Below are 21,801 nucleotides of genomic sequence, written 5' to 3'. Positions count from 1 at the left end.
ATGATTCGAACAATTCTCAAGGCCAATAAATGGGAACTGATGATGTATTTTGCGCTAACTGGTCTGATTACACTGGGCGGATTCTATCTATTGTATGGAGAGGTGTTGATGGGGGCTGGTCGTCAGAGGGCATGGACCTATGTTGCCGTTGTTGTGCTGGCCACCGTTATCACCGGATATATCGCTGCATTACGACTCCAACGCAAGATCGACCTGCTAGATCTCAACATGTTGAAAGTGTCCAAGGGTAATCTGGCGGTGCGCATGCCTGAAGCGGATGACGCTTCGTTTGGTCGTGTCTATCAGGAGTTCAATGTCATGATGGATTCGATTGAGAAAAAGATGAGACTGCTTCAGCGCCTCGGTGAGCAGGAAGTCATTGAGAAGGAGCAAGCCTCGGAGCGGGCTGTGCTTGAAGAGCGCAAACGAATGGCAAGGGACCTCCATGACACGGTTAGCCAGCAGCTGTTTGCCATGCATATGTCGGCTTCGTCTTTACCGCGACTGCTGGAGATGAATCCGGAACATGGTGGTAAAGTACTGGACCAGTTGATCCAGATGTCACATATTGCACAGCGTCAGATGCGAGGATTGATTGCCCAACTTCGACCGGTGGAGCTGGAAGGGCGTGACCTCACCGCAGCACTGGATAGTTGGTTTCCTGATTATTGCAGGCAGAATGGTCTTAAAGGTGTGAAAGAGCTGGAACTGGATGGCGGAATCTCGGATGCCATTGAGCACCAGCTGTTTCTTGTTATTCAGGAGGCTGTTGCCAATGTCGTGAAGCATGCAGAGGCTGGAGTGGTTAGTCTGTCCATACGGGAGAGTGAACATCAGATCAGCATGAGCATCAGCGATGATGGTCAGGGATTTTTACAGCAAGCGGAGCGTCCGGGTTCATACGGGTTATCTACCATGCGTGAACGGGCGGAGAAGCTTGGGGGGCAAGTTCAGATTATATCGAAACCGGGAGCGGGAACGACGGTACGGGTATTGATCCCGAAATTCCCGAACGTTCCTGAGTGAACCAGAGGGGGAGACGCAATGAGTGGTAAAGTAAACGTGATGATTGTGGATGACCATGATATGGTGCGCATGGGGTTGAAAACATATCTGATGCTGGAACCTACTTTTCATGTGATGGGAGAAGCGGGCCACGGGCAAGATGCGCTTGATCAGTTACGTAAGTTAAATGATAGTGAAATGCCGGACCTGATTCTAATGGATCTGATGATGCCTGTAATGAATGGCGCTGAAGCAACAAAAGCCATCATGACTGAATTTCCAGGGATGAAAATTGTGATGCTTACCAGTTTCCTGGAGGATGATCTGGTTGTGCAAGCGATTGAAGCGGGTGCGGTAAGTTATGTACTGAAGACAGTCTCTGCTGAAGAACTGATCTATGCTCTGCAAGGGGCCTATAGAGGCATGCCTGTTATGACAGGTGATGTGTCGCAGGCGTTAACCCGGGGAATCAGACAACGTACAGCGAGAGAGAGTGAATCAGGTCTGACTGAACGGGAGAAGGAAGTGCTGCTGCTTATTGCAGAGGGAAAGACCAACAAAGACATTGGAGAAGAATTACATATCAGTATCAAAACCGTCAAAACACATGTGAGCAACCTGCTGATGAAATGTGAGATGGATGATCGTACACAATTGGCCATCTATGCGCATCGTCAGGGTTGGGTGAAAACGAAAGGGTAAAATGCTGTCGTGACGGGGAAAGAGTCTATTCTTACGTGCTTTTATCTCCTTTTTAATTGTTTTTAAGGTACGGTTAAGGTTTAAAGTACAAAATAAGGACAGTTAAAGAATATCTCTTGGGAATAAGAGATTGGGAGGTAGAGAGGCATGGACGAACGCAACTATAGATCGAACCGTCAAGACGAGGAAAACGAAACCAAACAAACGGAGAATCGCAATTCTTCCGGAACGGACGAATCCTCCTATTATTATTCTTATGGACCTTTTCAGTCCGTGAATCAGGAAGATACAGCAAATCACATGGGAAGCAATAATCAACGTGAAGAAGGAAATGTAGAGATTACAAAACCTGATCCGGTGAGACCCGTACCTACTTACTATAATAGTGAATCATCTGAACAAGCGAAAAGATCATCAGCAGGCGGTGGAAACGGCTCAGGTAACGGTGGAGATCAAGGGAATGGCGGCAAAGGCAACTGGAACTATAATAACCGCAAACCACGTTCTTCCGTAAGATCACTTCTATTTTCCTTTATTGCCGGTATGCTGGTCATCACCGTTCTCATGTACACAGCTGACAGAACAAACATGTTTACACCGGAGACGGCACTTACGAACACGGACAATCAAAGTTCAGGACAGGAAGCGTCCACAAACACAGGCGGAGGCAACAATGTGACAGCGTCATTACTACCAACAGGCAAAGAAGATGTGTCTTCCGTAGTAACAAGTACAAGTCCGGCTGTCGTCAAAATCGAAACACTCGCGAAGCAGTCCTCACGTACAGGATTAGGTCAGGGTGGATCAAATACAAGTGATCCGCTGTACCAATACTTCTTTGGTAATGGGGGCGGAACGGAAGGCAATCAAGGCCAAAGCCAGCAACCACAAAGCGGTAATCAGCTTGTGCCTATGGGCATTGGTTCCGGGTTCATTTTTGACAAAGAAGGATATATCCTGACGAACCAACACGTTGTTCAGGGTGCAGATGTAATCCAGGTAACCCTGGAGAACAACAGCAAGCCTTATGAGGCTAAATTGCTGGGAAGCAGCTTTGATCTGGATTTGGCTGTATTGAAAATTGAGAAAAACAGTGGTGACGATGCGTTCCCTGTAGCTCCACTGGGTGATTCCAACAGTACTCAAGTCGGTGAATGGCTTGTAGCTATTGGTAATCCTGAAGGATTCGAACACACGGTTACAGCAGGTGTACTGAGTGCCAAAGAACGTACGATCAGCATTCCAGATGAAGAAACAGGAAAAACACGTGAGTACAGCCATTTGTTGCAAACAGATGCTTCGATTAATCCGGGTAACTCCGGTGGTCCGTTGCTTAACCTGAATGGGGAAGTTATCGGAATGAACGTTGCAGTAAGCGCAGATGCACAGGGAATTGGTTTTGCAATCCCGTCGAGCGTCATCTCTGAAGCCGTTAAATATCTTAAAGAGAACAAAGAAGTTCCCAAAGAGCCAGTACCCTTTATCGGTGCGTCTCTGATGGCTCTCACGCCTGAAGTTGCTAAACAAATGGGAACAGACGTTACCGAAGGTTCAGTTGTAGCCAGCACGATCTTCCAATCACCGGCTTACCAAGCAGATCTTCGTGCATATGACATCATCACAGGTGCCAATGGTACGCCGTACGCGACAAGTCAAGATCTGATTGATTTTATCAAGAAACAGGAAATCGGTAGTGAAGTTACACTGAACGTGGTGCGTGATGGTAAAAAGATGGATTTGAAAATCAAAATCGGCAACAAAAATGATTTTGATACTTCACAAACAACAGATACACAACAGCAGCAACCATAAATATCGGGTAAGGATTAACACAACGGAAGGGTTTGAAGGCCCTTCCGTTTTTTTGCCCTGATGAAGCAGGGTTACAATGGACCAGGACGGATTGGAGACGCCTACTTGAAGATGCAGATTGTGCTTCTGCCTGTTACAATGGGATAAAACGTTAGGATAAAGGAGAAAGACCACCATGCGCTCAACTATTTTGATTGTGGATGATGACGAAAAAATTGTATCCATGCTCCGCCGGGGGCTGGCTTTTGAAGGATATGAGGTACAGACGGCTTCCAATGGAGCCGAAGGCCTCAGCAAACTGATGGACAAGGAGCCGGACATCGTTGTGCTGGATGTGATGATGCCGCAGATTGACGGATTTGAGGTATGTCGCAGATTGAGAGAAGCAGGCAGCAAAGTGCCTGTGCTGATGCTTACGGCCAAGGATGAAGTACAGAGCCGGGTGACCGGACTGGACACAGGAGCCGATGACTACCTTGTAAAACCTTTTGCGCTGGAAGAATTATTGGCACGTGTCCGTGCATTGCTACGCCGCAAGTCAGATAGTGCGGGTACGCCGGACAACCGCTTAATGTATGAAGATATCATTTTGGACAATGACTCACGTGAAGTATTGCGAGATGGGCAGCGTCTGGAGCTGACTGCCAAAGAATTCGAACTGTTGAATCTGTTCATGCAAAATCCAAGACGGGTACTGTCCCGTGATCTGATTATGGATAAAATCTGGGGTTATGATTACAGCGGTGAGTCTAACGTGCTTGAAGTATACATTGCCATGCTCAGACAGAAGACTGAAGAATACGGTGGCAAACGTCTAATCCAGACCATCCGGGGAGCCGGTTATATTCTGAGAGGTGACTCCTGACATGTCCATTCGGTTAAGACTAACCGCATGGTATTCTGGTATTCTGGCCGCCGTGCTTATTTTTTGGGGCGTTGTCATCTATGCCTTTGTTTATTTTAATTCCTATCAGGAAGTCGAACAGCAATTAAAGGTGAAAAGTGCCCGGATTACGGATCAAATTGGTGTAAATCCTCTTTCGCAGTCGTTGGATCTGGACCCATTTACAGAGAGCCAGCTTCAGGAGGCACAAATTTACATTCAACTCTGGGATTATCAGAGTCGCTCAGGCATAATTTCCGGCAATATGAAAAAACTGGAGATTCAGTTTCCGGTATTAAAAGCCAATGAAATTCTTGAAAAGCGAGGCATATCCAAGATATATGTGGATGGTACACCGTTTCTGGTGAATCAGCTTCCCCTTTCTCTTCAGGGAACCAATGAAGTACGTGGAATTCTTCAGGTTGGTGCGAATGTAAGTTCACAAGAGCGCTTGCTGGAAGCGTTGCTTAATATTTTGGTTTTTGGCTGGCTGGTAGCGATGGCCCTCGCTATTACCTCAGGTCTCGTCTTGGCTCGCAAGTCGATGCGTCCGCTCGTGACTGTCATTGATGCCGCCAATCAGATTCAATCTGGAGATGACTTAAGTGTACGTATTCAATATGCTGGGCCGAAGGATGAGATCGGGCGTCTGATTGAAACTGTGAATAATATGCTTGAACGTACAGAATTGTCATTCCGTGGTTTGGAGGAGACGAATGCTGCCCAGCGCCGCTTTGTATCCGATGCATCGCATGAACTGCGTACGCCGCTGACCACCATTCGCGGGAACGTAGACTTCTTGAAGAAGCTGTGGGATCAGGAAGGAAGCGACCGACCGAATCTGGATGAGGAGACTGTCAAACAAATGTCGCTGGAAGCCATTGAAGATATGGCGGACGAGGGAAAACGTATGAGCAGGCTGATCAGCGACATGTTATCGCTGGCGAGAGCGGATACGGGTCAGAAAATTGAACTGAATCCGATCCCGCTGCAGATACTCGTACAGGAAGTAGCACGCAGAGCACAATTTCTGGATCGTCAGGCAGACTGGCTTCCAGGAGATTTTTCCATCCTGAACGGCATTTATGTGAATGGTAGCAAGGACTATCTGCAACAGATGCTGTTTATTTTCATCGAAAATGCGTTTAAATACACACCTGAAGGCTCTGTGACGCTGGATGCCGTATTATACAAAGGTCAGGTGGGACTACGCATCAGTGACACTGGTATTGGGATGGATCGGGACGAAGTGCCGTTCATCTTTGATCGCTTCTATCGGGCGGATGAATCCCGTGGGGCGACACCGGGCATCGGTCTGGGACTTTCGATTGCGAAGTGGATTATTGAAGAACACCACGGATCGGTTGAGGTTGTGACCAGACGTGGAGAAGGAACCACCTTTATTATCTGGTTGCCGGTTGTCTTTGCTCCGCCTATCGAATAAAGGTATAATAGACAGGACTGCAATTACATCGGCAACGTTGCCGAGAAAGAAAGCGGGTGGCAACCAAGTGGAAGTACTACGAATTTCGCCGCGGGGATATTGTTACGGCGTTGTGGATGCGATGGTGCTCGCGCGTCAAGCGGCACGCAATCTGGATTTACCACGACCTATTTATATATTGGGTATGATTGTGCATAACCAACATGTGACGGATTCCTTTGAAGATGAAGGTATTATTACATTGGATGGTCCGAACCGGATGGATATTTTGAGCCAAGTGGAGAGTGGCACGATTATTTTCACAGCTCACGGTGTATCTCCTGAAGTGCGCAAGTTGGCACGGGACAAAGGATTGACAACAGTGGATGCAACATGCCCTGATGTCACCAAGACCCATGATCTCATTCGGGAGAAGACGGCAGAAGGTTATCAGATCATCTATATCGGCAAAAAGAATCACCCTGAACCAGAAGGTGCCGTTGGTGTTGCACCAGATCTCGTTCATCTGATCGAGAAGGAAGAAGAGATCGAAGAGCTGAACGTATCTCCAGGCAAAATCCTTATTACAAATCAGACAACGATGAGCCAGTGGGATATCAAACACATTATGAGCCGTCTGCTGGAGAAGTTTCCGGGCGCAGAGATTCATAATGAGATTTGCCTTGCAACTCAGGTTCGTCAGGAAGCTGTTGCGGAACAGGCAGGTCAATCGGACCTGGTTATCGTGGTGGGTGATCCTCGCAGCAATAACTCTAACCGTCTGGCACAAGTGTCGGAGGAGATTGCGGGTGTTACGGCCTACCGTGTATCCGATGTTTCCGAGATTCAGCAAGAATGGCTGAAAGGTGTAAATAAGGTGGCGGTTACTTCGGGTGCATCAACACCAACACCGATCACGAAAGAAGTCATCCTTTACCTGGAACAGTATGAACATGACAAGCCGGAGACGTGGGAGATCAAACGTACCGTGAACATGAGCAAACTGTTGCCTCCAGTTAGAGAAAAAACACGTACACCTTAGGAAATGTAAAAGTAAGTCTAAATGTATGTGAATTAAAAACGAGATGTGAATGAGAAGAATCCTGTTATGCAGATCCGAATGTCGGAGCCTGTGGAGCAGGATTCTTTTTTTGTATATGGATAAGGAATGTGTACCTTGACGCAATCAGATAACTATGGTATATTCACTTTAACGGATAAAAGCTTAAAAGCGAACAAGCGTTTAAGCGCGACAGAGTTTTTATATTTAATCAGACGCACGTTAAGGAAATTATTGTGCTCTCATACAAGGAAGGATGGGAATTAATATGATCGTTATTGCAGGCAAAGCTACACCGGAGGAACAGATTCAGGATATCGTTGCAGTTATTGAAAAAGAAGGGCTTCAGGTGCATATCTCTCGCGGAGAGGATCGTACTATCATTGGTTTGATTGGTAAAGTTGAACCTAAAATGCAAGAGCATCTTCGCCAAATGAAAGGTGTCGAGAATGTCGTTAAAATCTCGAAGTCCTACAAATTGGCAAGTCGTGACTTCCATCCGGAAGATACGGTGATCTCCATCAAAGGTGTAGACATCGGCGGAAAAGAACTTGTTGTCATGGGCGGACCATGTGCGGTTGAATCCGCTGCACAGATTGATGAGATTGCCGGGCTTGTGAAAGCTGCTGGTGGGCAAGTGTTACGTGGGGGAGCATTTAAGCCTCGTACGGGTCCTTACAGCTTCCAGGGAACGGGTGTAGAAGGATTGATCATGATGGCGGAAGCAGGCAAGAAACATGATCTGCTGACCATTACAGAAGTCATGACACCTGAGTATGTGGATATTTGCGCCGAGTACGCAGATATTCTGCAAGTAGGTACACGTAACATGCAGAACTTTGACCTGCTCCGCAAATTGGGTGAGTGTGGCAAGCCGGTATTGTTGAAACGTGGTTTCAGTGCGACATACGATGAATTGTTGAATGCGGCTGAATACATTCTTGCGGGTGGTAACCCAAATGTTATGCTGTGTGAACGTGGTATTCGTACGTTTGAATCCTACACACGGAATACGTTGGATCTGTCAGCGATCCCTGTTCTGCAGTCTCTGAGCCATTTGCCGGTTATTTCCGATCCGAGCCATGGTACTGGACGACGTGAACTGGTGGAACCGATGACAAAAGCTTCTGTTGCTGCAGGTGCCAATGGCCTGATCATTGAAATGCATACCGATCCGGATAACTCCATGACAGGAGATGGTGTGCAATCCTTGTTCCCTGACCAATTCGCCAACCTGCTGCAGGATCTGGAGAAACTGGCACCAATCGTGGGTAAATCATTCAGCACAGCCAAACAACCGGCAGAATTTTTCCCGGCACGTGTAGGCGTGTAATAAGAATTTCATAGTCAAGGTCTGGATCATCATCCGGGCATCTCCTCTGATCTCGTTCATTGCAACGGAATCAGATAGATGTTCGGTTTTTTTGCATATTTTGCAGTTTTGAACGTATTTATTAATCAATAGTGATAAGAAACATTTATGATGTGAAGTTTTTCCCATGATTTAGGTTAAAATAGAGGGCGCTTTACCGCATTAAACCAGTTAAATGTATATAAAACTAGTTGTTATATGAATTTATGTTATTTATAAAGTGTGAGTATATCTAACATCCCTTCAAAAAATACCTTACATAAGTATTGACGATGTCATGTTTTAAAATTTATAATGACGACAGAAAAAAATTCGAATTTAGACATTTTCTTAGTGGGGTTGTTTAATGTTCGGAATATTTGGGAGGACGAATACATGTCGGTTGAAAACGTATTGAAATCAATTCAAGAGAACAACATCGAGTGGGTAGATTTTCGTTTTGTAGATTTAGCTGGTCGTGCACATCACATCTCGTTGCCAGCTTCGGCTGTTGATGCAGACACGTTCGTAAATGGAGTAGCTTTTGACGGTTCTTCTATCCAAGGTTTCCGCGGAATTGAAGAGTCCGATATGGTTATGATGCCAGACCCTGAAGCGACTTATGTCGATCCGTTCACTGCACACCCTACATTGAATGTTATGTGTGATATCTTCACTCCGGATGGCGAGCGTTATGAGCGTGACCCACGCAGCATCGCTGTTAAAGCAGAAGCTTTCCTGCAAGAAAGCGGCGTAGGTACAACAGCATTCTTCGCACCTGAATCCGAGTTCTTCATCTTCGACGATGTTCGTTATGAGAGCGGCACGAACAGCTCTTCCTACTTCGTAGATTCCGAAGAAGCTTCTTGGAATACCAACCGTCAGGAAGAAGGCGGAAACCTGGGCTTCAAAGTTCGTACTAAAGGCGGATATGTTCCAGTAGCACCAGTGGATACACAACAAGATATTCGTAGCGAAATGTGTCGCCTTTTGGAAGAAGCTGGCCTGTCAATCGAGCGTCATCACCATGAAGTGGCGACAGCGGGTCAAGCCGAAATCAACTTCCGTTTTGATACACTGAAGAAAACAGCAGATAACCTGCTTGCATACAAATACATCGTGCACAACACTGCACGTCAATATGGCAAAGTAGCAACATTCATGCCAAAACCATTGTTCGGTGATAATGGTAGCGGAATGCACGTTCACCAATCCATCTTTGATGGCGATTCCCCATTGTTCTATGACAAAGCGGGATATGCTAACCTGAGTGAAATGGCTCTGCACTACATCGGAGGTATCCTGTACCATGCTCCGGCACTGATCGCTTTGACTAACCCTAGTACGAACTCGTTCAAACGTCTCGTACCTGGTTACGAAGCACCAGTTAACTTGGTTTACTCCAAAGGTAACCGTTCCGCAGCAGTTCGTATTCCGGTTGCAGCTGTGACACCAAAAGGTTGTCGTATCGAGTTCCGTACACCAGACTCCACAGCTAACCCATACTTGGCATTCTCCGCAATGTTGATGGCGGGTCTGGATGGAATCAAACGTAAAATCAACCCAACTGAGCTTGGATATGGTCCTCTCGATAAAAACATCTATGACCTGTCTGATGCAGATAAAGAAAACATCCGCAGTGTGCCAGCTTCCCTGGAAGAAGCACTTGATGCTCTGGCAGCTGACAACGAGTTCTTGACTGAAGGCGGCGTATTCACGAAAGACTTCCTTGATAACTACATCAACCTCAAACGTGATGAAGCGAAAGCAGTAGCGATCCGCATTCATCCGCACGAGTACAGCCTCTACTTCGACTGCTAATCGGTCGGGGTCGGAACAGTTCTTGTTCCAACTTAAAGCCTCCGGGACACGCTCTCGGAGGCTTTTCCTTGAATTAAACAATGTAGTGCTTTAACTTTGCAGGGTGATAAAGGAATTTGATGACCTGAATTCAACACTTCAGTGCATATTGCCCTTGAAGCAGATAGAGAATACTGATATCATAGCGATAATATTTACTTTGAGTGCATTTTGCACAAATCCATAGAGCGACTTTCAATAAGTAAGATATAGATCAAAATGATTCAATTTGTCTATACGTTGGTTGGATCAGGATGCTTCTTCCTGTCCAACTCTTATACCCGTGAGCGATTCTAATCGAATTGTGCAAAATGCTGTTTGTATGTCAGAGTTACGGATGGAAAGGGCGGGGGATTTTGTGACAAAAAGAGCGTATAACTTTAATGCAGGACCTGCGGCGTTACCACTTGAGGTACTTGAGCGTGCACAGGCGGAATTTGTAGATTTTCGTAATACAGGCATGTCGATTATGGAGATGTCTCACCGTGGAGCGGTGTATGAGTCTGTACATAATGAAGCTCAGGAGCGGTTGTTGTCGCTTCTAGGCAGTCCAAAAGGATACAAGGTTCTCTTTCTGCAGGGCGGTGCAAGCACTCAGTTCGCGATGTTGCCAATGAACCTGCTCGGTGCAGGGCAGACTGCAAGTTACGTGATGACTGGCAGCTGGGCGAAGAAGGCTCTGTCTGAGGCGAAGTTGATCGGCGAGACACATGTTGCTGCATCTTCAGAAGCAGAGAAGTTCATGAAATTGCCGGATGTTTCGAATCTGAGTTTGCCAGAACGTACGGCTTATGTGCATCTGACTTCCAACGAAACGATCGAAGGTACGCAATTCAAGTCGTTCCCGGATACCGGTTCAGTACCTCTGATTGCGGACATGTCGAGTGATATTTTCTGTAAACCATTTGATCTTAATCAGTTCGGCATGATCTACGCGGGTGCACAGAAGAACCTGGGTCCATCCGGAATTACGGTTGTAATTGCTCGTGAGGAACTGATGAGCGAATCGCCTAAAACGATTCCAACCATGCTTCGTTACAGCACACATGTAGATAACAATTCCCTGTACAATACGCCACCATCCTTCTCAGTATATATGGTGAATGAAGTATTGAAATGGATTGAAGAACAGGGCGGACTGGCTGGTATTGAGCAAAAAAATACGAAAAAAGCGGAATTGCTCTATAACACAATTGATGGTTCCGGTGATTTCTACCGTGGTTGTGTGGAACAAGAAGATCGTTCCCTCATGAATGTAACCTTCCGTCTTGCTTCGGAAGAATTGGAGAAAAAGTTCATCAAGGCTTCGGAGGAAGAAGGATTTGTAGGTTTGAAAGGACATCGCAGTGTGGGTGGTCTCCGTGCCTCCATTTATAATGCTGCTCCTTATGAAAGTGTTAAGGCACTGACAGACTTCATGAGCCACTTCCAGAAGACAAATGGATAATTAAGTATAGGGAGCCTTCCACATTGACGTGTGGAGGGCTTTTCTTTAAGATTAGAGGGTTGTCGTCAACATGAAATGAAAAGGAGATTGAACACATATGGCTTTACACATCGTTCTGGTTGAACCAGAAATTCCGGCGAACACAGGCAATATTTCGCGTACTTGTGCGGCAACCGGGACCCATCTGCATCTCGTACGTCCACTTGGATTTCGAACAGATGATGCTACATTGAAACGTGCAGGGCTGGATTACTGGCATGCTGTCCATATTGAATACCACGACTCATTTGCTGAGGTTCAGGAAAAATATCCGGAAGGTCGTTTCTTCTATGCAACTACGAAGGCCAAGAACCGATATAGTGATTTTAATTTTCAGGATGGGGATTTCCTCGTTTTTGGTAAAGAGACTAAAGGCCTGCCACCTGAATTAATTGCTGCGAATCCCGATACATGCATGAAAATGCCAATGACTGGTGACGTTAGATCATTAAATCTGTCCAATTCGGCAGCAATTATTGTATATGAAGCGTTACGCCAGCTCAATTTCCCGGGGTTAGAAGGATAAAATTTGGTTATAAATGACGGCTAGAATTCGGAAAAAAAACATTTTTCAAAAAAAAGGACAAAAAATGTTTATTTCCAGCAGGATTCGACAAAATCTTGGCGAATCTATAAACATAGTACAAATGTACCTAGAAATTTAGAGTAAGATAGGAGAGGTGTGCCGTAGCTATGAAGCCAGCTGGAGTAGTTCGCAAAGTTGACCAATTAGGTAGGATCGTATTGCCTAAATCTTTGCGTAAAAGGTATCAAATGAATGAGGGAGATCCTGTAGAAATCTTAGTACAAGGGGACCATATTATCTTGGAGAGATATCGTCCAAAATGTATTTTCTGCGGATCCATCGAGGAAGTCAACGAGTTCAAAGAGCGTTACATATGCGCACAATGTTTAGATGAAATGACTCAGCTTCCACAACACGGATAAGAAATAACGTCATGGGGTCCATTGACCCCGTGGCGTTTTTTTTGTTTTATTCTCAATTGGATGGCATAATTGCAAATTGAAAAAAAAGATAAAATAAGTAGACTAACGCTGGGTGTAAAGGGGTAAAACCTCATTCCAGACGGCATTCAGGATGCCTTGCATATTTTCTTCCTCACTATTAATACATATGACAGCTTCCTTTGAGGGAATTACGATACACAACTGACCATAGGCGCCATCGGCGCGGTAAGCATCATGGGAACACATCCAGAACTGATACCCGTAACCTTTTCCCCAATCACCGTCTCCAGTCGTTTCGATCTGCTGGGACGTAGCCTGTCGAATCCAATCCGCAGGTACAAGCTGTCTGCCTTCCCAAAAGCCCTCCTGCAACAGTAACTGTCCAAATCGACTCAGTTCCTCATTGCTTATCCAAAGACCTGCACAGCCAAGCGTTACGCCGAGTGGAGAGGTTTCCCACTCTACATCATGGATGCCAAGCGGATCAAATAACCGTGGAGTCAGGTAATCTTTCACGTTTTGGCCGGTAGCAGCCTGTAGCATGGCTGAGATCATAAATGTATCCCCACTGCTATATGTAAATTGTTCTCCAGGTACCCGGTCCATAGGCAGAGACATATAATATTTCGCCCAGTCCTTTTCGGTCAATGAAGCTCGCTCATCAGCCCAAAGAGGGGGAGAGTCATGACCCGAAGACATTCGGAGAAGATCACTTAGTTTCAATTCCTGCGGCGATGGGGGATTGCGCTGTGTGGCGGGTACATGATCATGATCATAAGAGAAATAATCACCAAGTGTCGCATCGAGATGTATCAGACCTTCTTCAAGCGCAAGACCAACGGCCATACACGTGAAGGATTTACTGATGGAATGTTGTACTCTGCGCTGATCCTTATCCCGGTCCCAATGGGCAAGCAGATGCCCTTTTTGTAATATGCGAATGGAAAAAACGTTCAATTGTTGCTCCGTAATCGTATGAATGAAACCTTTGAGTTGCTCAGACATATTAACCTCCCTAATATCAGGTGAAACCTGAGTAAAATCGGTTGGTGAAACGTTTCCGTAATTCGAATGCAAAATCAGAACCCATGTTAGTATAAACCTGGTTTGGTGTCAATTAAAGTTGTAATAGTACTTACTAAATTTTCATTTTTTCGTAATAATAGTGTCTTTGGACGCAAATTTAGACTTAAAAGAGCATTTTTTCGAGAAAAAAACGCGAAATTTGTAAAAAGGTTATTGACAGGATTTACTCATCGGGCTTATGATTTATTCGAAACGATTCGAAGAAATCGCTTCCACATTAAAAGTGTTGTAATGAAGTCCATGTGAATCAACGTTGGCTATGTTTTGAAACGATTCGAGAAAATCGTTTCGATAACCCATCGTAATACAAGGGAATCTACAACAGCCTGCAATCCAACGCCAGAGAAACGAATGAGTAAAGACAGCAGGCGATGATGAGAGGGGTTACATTTATGGCACATATAACGATCGAAACTGGATCGCCAACCTTATGCATGAATACCAGCATACATGTTGTGTCCAGTGACTCCGGAGAGACTTCAGGCGGTACACTATATCTGTTGCACGGGGCAGGCGATAATGCGAGTACCTGGCAACGGTTAACCACAATTGAGATGTATGCAGCGCAATATGGCTGTACGATCATTATGCCGGAAGCGAATCGAAGCTATTACACCGATATGGAATACGGCCTGAATTACTTCCACTACATCACTCAGGAGTTACCTGAAATATGCAAGCGTCTGCTCAATCTGAATCCTGATCCGGAGAAAACATACGTTGCAGGTTTATCCATGGGTGGATATGGTGCACTGAAATGTGGACTAACTTATCCAGAGCGATATCGCAAAGTAGTGTCTCTATCTGGCGTAACGGATATCCAGACACGGCTTCATGATCCCCATATGCCAGCGACAATGATCAAGGAAATGAAAGCGGTTTTTGGAGAACGTTTACAGGTAAAAGCCGATCAGGATATTTACGCACTGTCGGCCAAGCTGCTGGAACAGGGTGTTCCTTTACCGGATATCCTCAGTTGCTGTGGCGATAGTGACCCCTTTGTAGAGATGAATCGCGACTATGCGAAATACATGCAGGGGACTGCCTTTGATTTTCGGTATGTGGAGACGCCGGGGGCTCATGAATGGAAATTTTGGGAGCACCACCTGAGAACGATGTTTGATTTTCTGTACAACGACAAGACCATAGTAGAGTGAGGAGATGCAATGTGAAACCTGCAGCCGAAGGACCTAGCAAAAAGCTGAAGGGAAACGTGAAGGGCAATTCGCTCTGGACTGAAATCTGGAAGCACCGAATGACATACACCCTGCTTATTCCGGGGCTTGTCTGGCTAATACTGTTTGCCTACATGCCGATGGGTGGCCTGTCTCTGGCATTCAAAGATTACAAGGCCAACCTGGGCATCTGGGGAAGTCCATGGAGCGGATTCGAGAACTTCAAATATGTTTTCCGTGATCCAACCTTTATCGACGCAGTATGGCGTACGCTGTACATCAATATTTTGAAACTGATTATTCAGTTCCCGTTCCCGATCATTCTGGCGCTGTTGCTGAATGAATTGCGGATGCGCAGAGGGAAAAAATTGTTCCAAACCGTTCTTACGTTCCCGCACTTCCTTTCCTGGATCATCGTATCCGGGGTAGTCATCAATGTGCTGGCATATGACGGACTGGTAAATAGCGCGCTCGGATTACTCGGATTGCCAACGATTAACTTCCTGGGGTCTGAATCCAACTTTGTACCCATGTTGCTGTTGACTGATATTTGGAAATCAAGTGGATGGGGCGCGATTATATTCCTGGCTGCCATTTCCGGTATTGATCAGGATCAGTATGAATCAGCACAGATTGACGGGGCTTCCCGTATGCAACAGATGTTCAAAATTACTTTACCGAACATCCTTCCAACCATCACAATCATGTTTATTCTCTCGGTTGGTGGATTGATGTCTTCCGGGTTTGACCAGATCTTCAACTTGGCAAATGCCGCTACCAAAAATGTATCGGAAGTACTCGATGTATATATCTATCGGATTACGTTCCAGTCATCTACCGATTTCTCATTCTCGACAGCGGTCAGCTTGTTCCGTTCCCTGGTGAATATGGCCTTGCTGCTTCTTGCTGACAGATTTGCCAAGTGGCTTGGCGGAGACGGTTTGTTCCGATAAGAGAGGAGGAAAAATGAGATGAGCAAGAAAGCTAACAAAAAACCGAGAATTGGTACAGAAAAAATGACACTTCTCGATTACATTATTTTCGCCGTATTACTAGTGCTTGCCCTGATGATCCTGATTCCATTCTGGAATGTCATCATGATCTCGTTTGCAACACAAAAAGAATATGCTGACAATCCATTTTTGATGTTCCCTAAAGAATGGACATTGGATTCCTACAAGGCATTGTTCGCTGACGGAACGATTCTGACGGGGTACAAAAATACAATTATATTGCTAGTCATCGGCTTGCCACTCAGCTTGTTCCTGACAACAAGCATGGCATATGGTCTTAGTCGCAACAAATTTCCGTTTAAGAAATTTCTCTTTTTCCTGGTACTGTTCACCATGATCTTTAATGGTGGTATCGTGCCGCTGTACCTGATCATGAAATCACTTCATCTTACAGGTACGCTGTGGTCCGTTATCCTGGCGGGAAGCTTCAGTGCGTTTAACATGATTCTGATGATGAACTACTTCTACACCTTGCCTGAATCGCTGATGGAATCGGCGAGACTGGATGGAGCAGGAGAGTGGAGAATTTTGTTCTCCGTTGTTCTTCCGCTTGCTACACCAATTATGGCTACAATCACGTTGTTCTACGGTGTGGCTTATTGGAACAGTTGGTATGATGCGATGATATTCCTTCGAAAAGCGGATCAGTTACCGCTCCAGAATGTACTCCGAAATATTATCGTGACATCTACGACGAATGCATCCAATGCATCCAGTGTGGATGCTGCCCAGGCAAGCAACTTCTCAATGGGCATGAAGATGGCGGCCGTATTTGTCACCATGGTACCAATTATGTGTTTCTTCCCAATGCTGCAAAAACACTTTGCCAAAGGGGTATTAACAGGGGCAATCAAGACCTGATATACGTATAGGATTTTGCAATAAAATTCTACTAAAAAACATGGGGGTAAAACATGAAAACGAAGAAAAAGTTGTCAGTAAGAGCTCTCTTTGCTATCACGCTTAGTGTAGTTATGCTGATGGTGACCGCTTGTTCCAGTCAAGGAGCTTCAGGTGGTAACGAAAAAGATGCAGAGGGAAATTACAAAGACAACCTGACCATCTCTGTAGCTAACCTGACAGAAATCAAAAACGGGAACCTGGATAATGACTTCCACAAGTTCTGGACAGACAAATTTAATGTAACTTGGGACTACAACTATATCGATTGGGATTCATGGGGCGAGAAACTTCGTCTGTGGATCAACTCTGGCGACTTGCCGGATGTAGCGGTATGGAACTACGTACATGGCGATGCCATTAACAGCATTGAACAAGGTTTGTTCTACAAATTCCCGGATGACTGGAAAGAACGCTGGCCTAACGTGGCAGCAGCTTACAATTTGACGGGTCTTGGAGACAAGTTGGAAGAATTGACGGGTGGAACATATGTCCTGCCTAGACCAATCTACTTCGAGAACAAACCAGCTGATCCACTGACGAACCAAATTGGTGTCATTGCGCTTCGTAAAGACTGGGCTGAAGCGGTTGGTTTTGAACTGAAAGATGCTTATACAACAACCGAATTGAACGAATATGCTGCGCTAGTAAAAGAAAAAGATCCAGGCAAAGTGGGTAACAAACTTGTACCTCTGTCCTACAATGCGGCAGATGCCATGACAAACATGATTATGCCAAACAGTGTGCATGCCATGACTGACTCTCCGTTCTACAAAGGTGAAGATGGCCAATTTCACTGGGGACCAGCAGATCCTGAAACGCTGACAGGACTTAAATTGATGCAAAAAGCCTATAAAGATGGACTGCTCAATCCTGAGTTCTACACATGGAAAAACAATGAAGGTCAAAACAACTTCAAAGTAACAGGTACAGCTGCTGTAACAAGTCTGGGCGGACTGGCTTCGTACAGACAAGGTCTGGATTCCGATATGAAAAAAAATCTGGGTGTAGATAGTGATGAACTGGTACACACAGCAATCGTAGTAGGCGATGACGGTAAATACCGTAACATGGAACAAGCCAACTTCTGGTCTGCATTGATCTTCAATCCGGAGATTAGTGACGAGAAATTCGAACGGATCATGGATCTGATCGATTACTCCGCAACAAAAGAAGGACAGTTGCTCATCAACATGGGCTTTGAAGGAAAAGATTGGAAATATGATGAAAACAACGAACTCGTTAGCTTGTTGCCAGAAGGAACGGTATTGGAAGATAAATATCCAGCACGTTTCGAAGGTCTGTATCTGCTCGGTGACGACTTCAGTGTTGTAAACCCTGCAATCAAAAAAGATTACCGTGATAGAGCCGTGAAATTGTTCGAAGAAAAAGCAAAACTTGGTACAGAAGGCAAATCGCTTGCACCATACGATTGGGATGTCAACCTGTACGATTCCAAAGCTAAGAGTCAGGCTTCATTTGACTACCAGAATGAGTATGCCAACTTGATCCTCAAAAACGGAGATCTAGAGGCAAACTGGAAAGAATGGGTAAACAGTAAAATGTCCCTGGTTCAACCTTATCTGGATGAGCTAAACGATAAATTCTAGTAATCATTCAGTAATTAATTTTGAACCCGGTGCGCGGTCTCTCCCCGAACGCAGCCGGGTTCTTTATTTCAACAACTTGTAGTGGAGGATGCGATCAGATGAATAACGAGCAGTTGTTAGACCTGGTAAAACAGATGACGTTGGAGGAAAAAACAGCTCAGCTTCTTCAGTTGACTGCCAACTTTTATGAAGGAACAAATGTTGAAGGTCAGATCACAGGGCCGATGGAAGAGATGGGAATTACGGAGCAGTCCGTGGATGCTAGTGGGTCCATTCTGGGGTTGTCCGGTGCGCAGGCCATCATTGATGTACAGCGAGCTTATATGAAAAAAAGCCGTTTGGGCATTCCGCTTTTGTTCATGGCTGATGTAGTTCATGGATTCAAAACCATTTTCCCGATTCCACTCGCGATCGGTTGTTCATGGGACACAGAACTGGCTGAGAAAAGTGCTGAAATTGCAGCACGTGAATCAGCTGTATCCGGTTTGCATGTTACCTTTGCACCTATGGTGGATCTGGTTCGTGACCCGCGCTGGGGCCGTGTGATGGAAACGACAGGAGAAGATCCTTATCTGAACAGTTTGTTCGCGGCTGCGTTTGTACGTGGATATCAGGGCGACAGCTTGAAGGATGAGCCAGATCGTCTTGCAGCCTGTGTTAAACACTTTGCGGCGTATGGAGCGGCTGAGGGTGGTCGGGATTACAATACGGTGGACATGTCTGAGCGTAACTTGCGTGAGTACTATTTGCCAGCGTACAAAGCAGCGTTGGATGCGGGCGTGGAGATGGTTATGACTTCGTTCAATACGGTTGGCGGTATTCCGGCAAGTGGCAATGAGAAGTTAATGCGCGGCATTTTGCGTGACGAGTGGGGCTTTGATGGTGTATTGATCTCGGATTGGGCTTCCATTCGCGAGATGATTGCGCATGGTGCTGCGGAAGATGATCGTGAAGCGGCATATCGTGCCATTCGCGCAGGAGTAGATATGGAGATGATGACACCTTGTTATGTGCATCATTTGCCTGAACTGATTGAGAGTGGTGAAGTGGATGAGAAGCTCATTGATGCAGCCGTTCTGCGAATTCTGCAACTGAAAGAAAAGCTGGGATTGTTCGATAACCCACTTCGTGCAGCTGATCCTGAACGTGAACGTGAGATTGTATTCTCCAAAGAGCACCGTCAGGTATCGTATGAACTGGCAACCAAATCGGCTGTCCTGTTGAAAAATGATGGCAGCGTGCTTCCACTTCAACCTGATGCTAATGTAGCCCTCATTGGTCCTTTTGCACAGAGTCCTGATATTCTGGGCTGGTGGTCCTGTGAAGGGGTTAAGGAAGATGCAGTTAAATTGGGAACAGCTCTGCAAGAACGCCTGACGGGTGGGAAAGTTCAATTTGCTCAAGGCAGTAATGTTCATACGATTACAGCTGAGCAGATTGCCGAAGCCCTGGAAGTGGCAAGCAAAGCAGACCTGATTGTCCTTGCTCTTGGTGAAGACTCCGAGATGAGTGGAGAAGGTGGCTCGCGCACGGATATTCGTCTGCCAGCAGCCCAATTGGAATTGGTTAAACAGCTCAAAGCAGCGGGAAAACCGATTGCCAGCGTTATTTTCAACGGCCGTCCATTGGATCTGCATGGTGTAATCGATGAATCGGATGCCGTTCTTGAAGCCTGGTTCCCAGGTAGTGAAGGCGGAGCAGCGATCGCAGATGTTCTGACAGGTGTAGTGAATCCATCTGCACGTCTGACGATGTCTTTCCCGCAGTCCGTAGGTCAGATTCCGGTCTATTACAACCATTTCAATACAGGTCGTCCACTGAACCCGGAGAAGACGGAAGAACGTTACGTATCCAAATACATTGACAGCCCGAATGAACCTTTGCTTCCGTTCGGTTATGGTCTCTCATACACTTCGTTCTCTTATGGTGATCTTGAAGTGTCAAGTAACGAGATGACTGCCGAAGAGTCCCTGAGCATTCAAGTACGTGTAACAAACACGGGTGAGCGCGCAGGCGTAGAGACCGTTCAGTTGTACGTTCGTGATGTAACGGGTGAAGTCGTTCGTCCTATGCGTGAGCTGAAAGGATATGTGAAACTTGCACTGGCGCCAGGCGAGAGTGGTACAGCCACATTTACGTTAAATGAAGAACAGCTTCGTTATCACCATTCCGATTTAAGCCACCGCAGTGATCGAGGCGAGTTCCATATTCTTGTGGGTGCAAACAGTCGGGATACTCAGAAGAAATCATTCAGACTTGTTTAATCTTGTGAATGTAAAGAGTAATGTGTCAGGCCTTTTGTTATGGAAGGCCTGATGAACATAACAGGGGAGCGAAGAATGTGGTCAGTATCAAGGATATCGCCAAACAGGCGGGAGTTTCCATCTCTACTGTGTCATATGCGCTGAATGGCAGCAACAAAGTGACCGATGAGACGAGTTCCAAAATTTTGGCCATTGCCAAAGAACTGAACTATGTTCCAAATGCCGCAGCAAGAACACTGAAGAAGAGGGAATCCAAAATTCTAGGTGTATTCTTGACCGATTTTAGAGGAGATGTGTATGGAGACTTGCTGAGTGGCATGAAAGCCGTATGTAATGCTCAAGGCTATGACCTGATCGTGTGCAGTGGTAAACAATCCCATCGCATGCTTCCAGAGAGAATGATTGATGGTGCGATCATTCTGGATCATACGTTTGCAAGTGAGGAACTAATGCAGTATGCCGATCGTGGGCACAAAATCGTTGTATTGGACCGCGAGATGGATCATCCCAACATTAATCAGGTTCTGCTGGATAATAAGGCCGGGGCAACACTTGCGATGGAACATCTGATTGAACAGGGACATAAGAAAATCTACGTGGTGACAGGACCGGAAGGTTCGTTTGACTCTGTGCAGCGGTTAAAGGCTGTGAGACAGGTTGCGGAACGTGAAGCCGATGTGGAATGGATTGAGATCACGGGAGATTTCGAGAAGAGTGGTGGAGAACAAGCCGCAGATCAGATTGTACAGGTGTATGATGGACCGGCAGCGGTATTCTGCCTCAATGATGAGATGGCTATTGGCTTGTGTGATCGTCTGGCAGACAGTGCACTTGGCGTTGGTCAGGAGATTGATGTCATCGGATTCGACAATATTGAATTGAGCAAATACGTCCAGCCGAGATTAGCAAGCATTGATTATTCCAAGCGCAAGTGGGGATCACTCGCCGCTGAACAACTGATCAAAATTATTGCTGGAGAACCCGTTGATCATGAACGAATTTATGTGACATTAGTTGAGGGTAGGTCGGTGAGTGGGCCTATTTCGTCTGATTCTGTTATATCTATGCGGAATGACCGGGCGGTTAGCTATTGATCCCGAATACAGCAAGAGACAAGGCTTAGAAGAATCGAATCATTCTTTTAAGCCTTGTCTCTTGTTATTTCGAGGATGAAGCAATAGAAAAAGCCTCTACGGAGAGAG

18 protein-coding genes are annotated in these 21,801 nt (G+C 45.8%); 17 read left to right on the top strand and 1 reads right to left on the bottom strand.

Annotated features, from left to right (window positions below):
* The 11 genes from MKY28_RS16960 (at nucleotide 1) to MKY28_RS16910 (ending at nucleotide 12,530) form a co-directional block, all read left to right on the top strand.
* Nucleotides 1-1,026, top strand: coding sequence for a HAMP domain-containing sensor histidine kinase (locus MKY28_RS16960; RefSeq protein WP_036669825.1), 1,026 nt, complete (start codon nucleotides 1-3; stop codon nucleotides 1,024-1,026).
* A gap of 18 nt (nucleotides 1,027-1,044) precedes the next feature.
* Nucleotides 1,045-1,707 (top strand): response regulator, encoded by a 663-nt coding sequence (locus tag MKY28_RS16955; protein WP_017689597.1) that lies wholly within the window; start codon nucleotides 1,045-1,047, stop codon nucleotides 1,705-1,707.
* A 147-nt stretch (nucleotides 1,708-1,854) separates the two neighbouring features.
* Nucleotides 1,855-3,519 (top strand): S1C family serine protease, encoded by a 1,665-nt coding sequence (locus MKY28_RS16950; protein WP_340936443.1) that lies wholly within the window; start codon nucleotides 1,855-1,857, stop codon nucleotides 3,517-3,519.
* 175 nt (nucleotides 3,520-3,694) lie between these two features.
* Nucleotides 3,695-4,384 (top strand): response regulator transcription factor, encoded by a 690-nt coding sequence (locus MKY28_RS16945; protein WP_036610048.1) that lies wholly within the window; start codon nucleotides 3,695-3,697, stop codon nucleotides 4,382-4,384.
* Between the two features lies 1 nt (nucleotide 4,385).
* The gene (locus MKY28_RS16940; protein WP_036610045.1) at nucleotides 4,386-5,846 is read left to right on the top strand and encodes a sensor histidine kinase; all 1,461 of its coding nucleotides are present in this window, start codon (nucleotides 4,386-4,388) and stop codon (nucleotides 5,844-5,846) included.
* Nucleotides 5,847-5,913: 67 nt separating this feature from the next.
* Nucleotides 5,914-6,867 (top strand): 4-hydroxy-3-methylbut-2-enyl diphosphate reductase, encoded by a 954-nt coding sequence (locus MKY28_RS16935; RefSeq protein WP_036669829.1) that lies wholly within the window; start codon nucleotides 5,914-5,916, stop codon nucleotides 6,865-6,867.
* A gap of 286 nt (nucleotides 6,868-7,153) precedes the next feature.
* Nucleotides 7,154-8,218 (top strand): 3-deoxy-7-phosphoheptulonate synthase, encoded by a 1,065-nt coding sequence (aroF, locus tag MKY28_RS16930; RefSeq protein WP_036610039.1) that lies wholly within the window; start codon nucleotides 7,154-7,156, stop codon nucleotides 8,216-8,218.
* 414 nt (nucleotides 8,219-8,632) lie between these two features.
* Nucleotides 8,633-10,057: a type I glutamate--ammonia ligase gene (gene glnA / locus MKY28_RS16925; protein WP_036669830.1), complete on the top strand. Its 1,425-nt coding sequence runs from the start codon at nucleotides 8,633-8,635 to the stop codon at nucleotides 10,055-10,057.
* Between the two features lie 397 nt (nucleotides 10,058-10,454).
* A complete protein-coding gene (gene serC, locus MKY28_RS16920) occupies nucleotides 10,455-11,543 on the top strand; it encodes a 3-phosphoserine/phosphohydroxythreonine transaminase (RefSeq protein ID WP_340936442.1) in 1,089 nt (362 codons plus the stop codon).
* 97 nt (nucleotides 11,544-11,640) lie between these two features.
* A complete protein-coding gene (trmL, locus tag MKY28_RS16915) occupies nucleotides 11,641-12,108 on the top strand; it encodes a tRNA (uridine(34)/cytosine(34)/5-carboxymethylaminomethyluridine(34)-2'-O)-methyltransferase TrmL (protein ID WP_017689589.1) in 468 nt (155 codons plus the stop codon).
* Between the two features lie 167 nt (nucleotides 12,109-12,275).
* Complete coding sequence (locus MKY28_RS16910; protein ID WP_036610032.1) at nucleotides 12,276-12,530, top strand: AbrB/MazE/SpoVT family DNA-binding domain-containing protein; 255 nt, start codon at nucleotides 12,276-12,278, stop codon at nucleotides 12,528-12,530.
* A 102-nt stretch (nucleotides 12,531-12,632) separates the two neighbouring features.
* On the opposite strand, the gene MKY28_RS16905 is transcribed toward MKY28_RS16910, so the two are convergent.
* Nucleotides 12,633-13,556, bottom strand: coding sequence for a serine hydrolase domain-containing protein (locus tag MKY28_RS16905; RefSeq protein WP_340936441.1), 924 nt, complete (start codon nucleotides 13,554-13,556; stop codon nucleotides 12,633-12,635).
* A gap of 473 nt (nucleotides 13,557-14,029) precedes the next feature.
* Between MKY28_RS16905 and MKY28_RS16900 the strand changes: the two genes are divergently transcribed.
* The 6 genes from MKY28_RS16900 to MKY28_RS16875 all read left to right on the top strand — a co-directional run bounded on the left by MKY28_RS16900 (nucleotide 14,030) and on the right by MKY28_RS16875 (nucleotide 21,693).
* Entirely contained in the window at nucleotides 14,030-14,794 is a 765-nt protein-coding gene (locus tag MKY28_RS16900) for an alpha/beta hydrolase (protein WP_036610029.1), read from the top strand.
* A gap of 11 nt (nucleotides 14,795-14,805) precedes the next feature.
* Entirely contained in the window at nucleotides 14,806-15,765 is a 960-nt protein-coding gene (locus MKY28_RS16895) for an ABC transporter permease (RefSeq protein WP_017689585.1), read from the top strand.
* A gap of 18 nt (nucleotides 15,766-15,783) precedes the next feature.
* Nucleotides 15,784-16,686 carry a carbohydrate ABC transporter permease gene (locus tag MKY28_RS16890; protein ID WP_036610027.1) on the top strand — a complete coding sequence of 301 codons (903 nt, stop codon included), beginning with the start codon at nucleotides 15,784-15,786 and terminating at the stop codon, nucleotides 16,684-16,686.
* 53 nt (nucleotides 16,687-16,739) lie between these two features.
* A complete protein-coding gene (locus MKY28_RS16885) occupies nucleotides 16,740-18,335 on the top strand; it encodes an ABC transporter substrate-binding protein (RefSeq protein WP_036610025.1) in 1,596 nt (531 codons plus the stop codon).
* A gap of 98 nt (nucleotides 18,336-18,433) precedes the next feature.
* A complete protein-coding gene (bglX, locus tag MKY28_RS16880; RefSeq protein WP_340936440.1) occupies nucleotides 18,434-20,599 on the top strand; it encodes a beta-glucosidase BglX in 2,166 nt (721 codons plus the stop codon).
* A gap of 77 nt (nucleotides 20,600-20,676) precedes the next feature.
* Nucleotides 20,677-21,693, top strand: coding sequence for a LacI family DNA-binding transcriptional regulator (locus tag MKY28_RS16875; RefSeq protein ID WP_340936438.1), 1,017 nt, complete (start codon nucleotides 20,677-20,679; stop codon nucleotides 21,691-21,693).
* Nucleotides 21,694-21,801 lie beyond the last annotated feature (108 nt).

This window comes from Paenibacillus sp. FSL R5-0473 (assembly GCF_038004565.1).
Classification (GTDB): domain Bacteria; phylum Bacillota; class Bacilli; order Paenibacillales; family Paenibacillaceae; genus Paenibacillus; species Paenibacillus amylolyticus.
The sequence above is the reverse complement of the archived record's forward strand: the minus strand, read 5'-3'. Positions and strand labels throughout refer to the sequence as shown.

Excerpts from the sequence above, each read along its gene's own strand:
- MKY28_RS16960 (WP_036669825.1), top strand. The coding sequence starts at position 1 with ATGATTCGAACAATTCTCAAGGCCAATAAATGGGAACTGATGATGTAT.
- MKY28_RS16955 (WP_017689597.1), top strand. The coding sequence starts at position 1,045 with ATGAGTGGTAAAGTAAACGTGATGATTGTGGATGACCATGATATGGTG.
- MKY28_RS16950 (WP_340936443.1), top strand. The coding sequence starts at position 1,855 with ATGGACGAACGCAACTATAGATCGAACCGTCAAGACGAGGAAAACGAA.
- MKY28_RS16945 (WP_036610048.1), top strand. The coding sequence starts at position 3,695 with ATGCGCTCAACTATTTTGATTGTGGATGATGACGAAAAAATTGTATCC.
- MKY28_RS16940 (WP_036610045.1), top strand. The coding sequence starts at position 4,386 with ATGTCCATTCGGTTAAGACTAACCGCATGGTATTCTGGTATTCTGGCC.
- aroF (WP_036610039.1), top strand. The coding sequence starts at position 7,154 with ATGATCGTTATTGCAGGCAAAGCTACACCGGAGGAACAGATTCAGGAT.
- glnA (WP_036669830.1), top strand. The coding sequence starts at position 8,633 with ATGTCGGTTGAAAACGTATTGAAATCAATTCAAGAGAACAACATCGAG.
- trmL (WP_017689589.1), top strand. The coding sequence starts at position 11,641 with ATGGCTTTACACATCGTTCTGGTTGAACCAGAAATTCCGGCGAACACA.
- MKY28_RS16910 (WP_036610032.1), top strand. The coding sequence starts at position 12,276 with ATGAAGCCAGCTGGAGTAGTTCGCAAAGTTGACCAATTAGGTAGGATC.
- MKY28_RS16905 (WP_340936441.1), bottom strand. The coding sequence starts at position 13,556 with ATGTCTGAGCAACTCAAAGGTTTCATTCATACGATTACGGAGCAACAA.
- MKY28_RS16900 (WP_036610029.1), top strand. The coding sequence starts at position 14,030 with ATGGCACATATAACGATCGAAACTGGATCGCCAACCTTATGCATGAAT.
- MKY28_RS16890 (WP_036610027.1), top strand. The coding sequence starts at position 15,784 with ATGAGCAAGAAAGCTAACAAAAAACCGAGAATTGGTACAGAAAAAATG.
- MKY28_RS16885 (WP_036610025.1), top strand. The coding sequence starts at position 16,740 with ATGAAAACGAAGAAAAAGTTGTCAGTAAGAGCTCTCTTTGCTATCACG.
- bglX (WP_340936440.1), top strand. The coding sequence starts at position 18,434 with ATGAATAACGAGCAGTTGTTAGACCTGGTAAAACAGATGACGTTGGAG.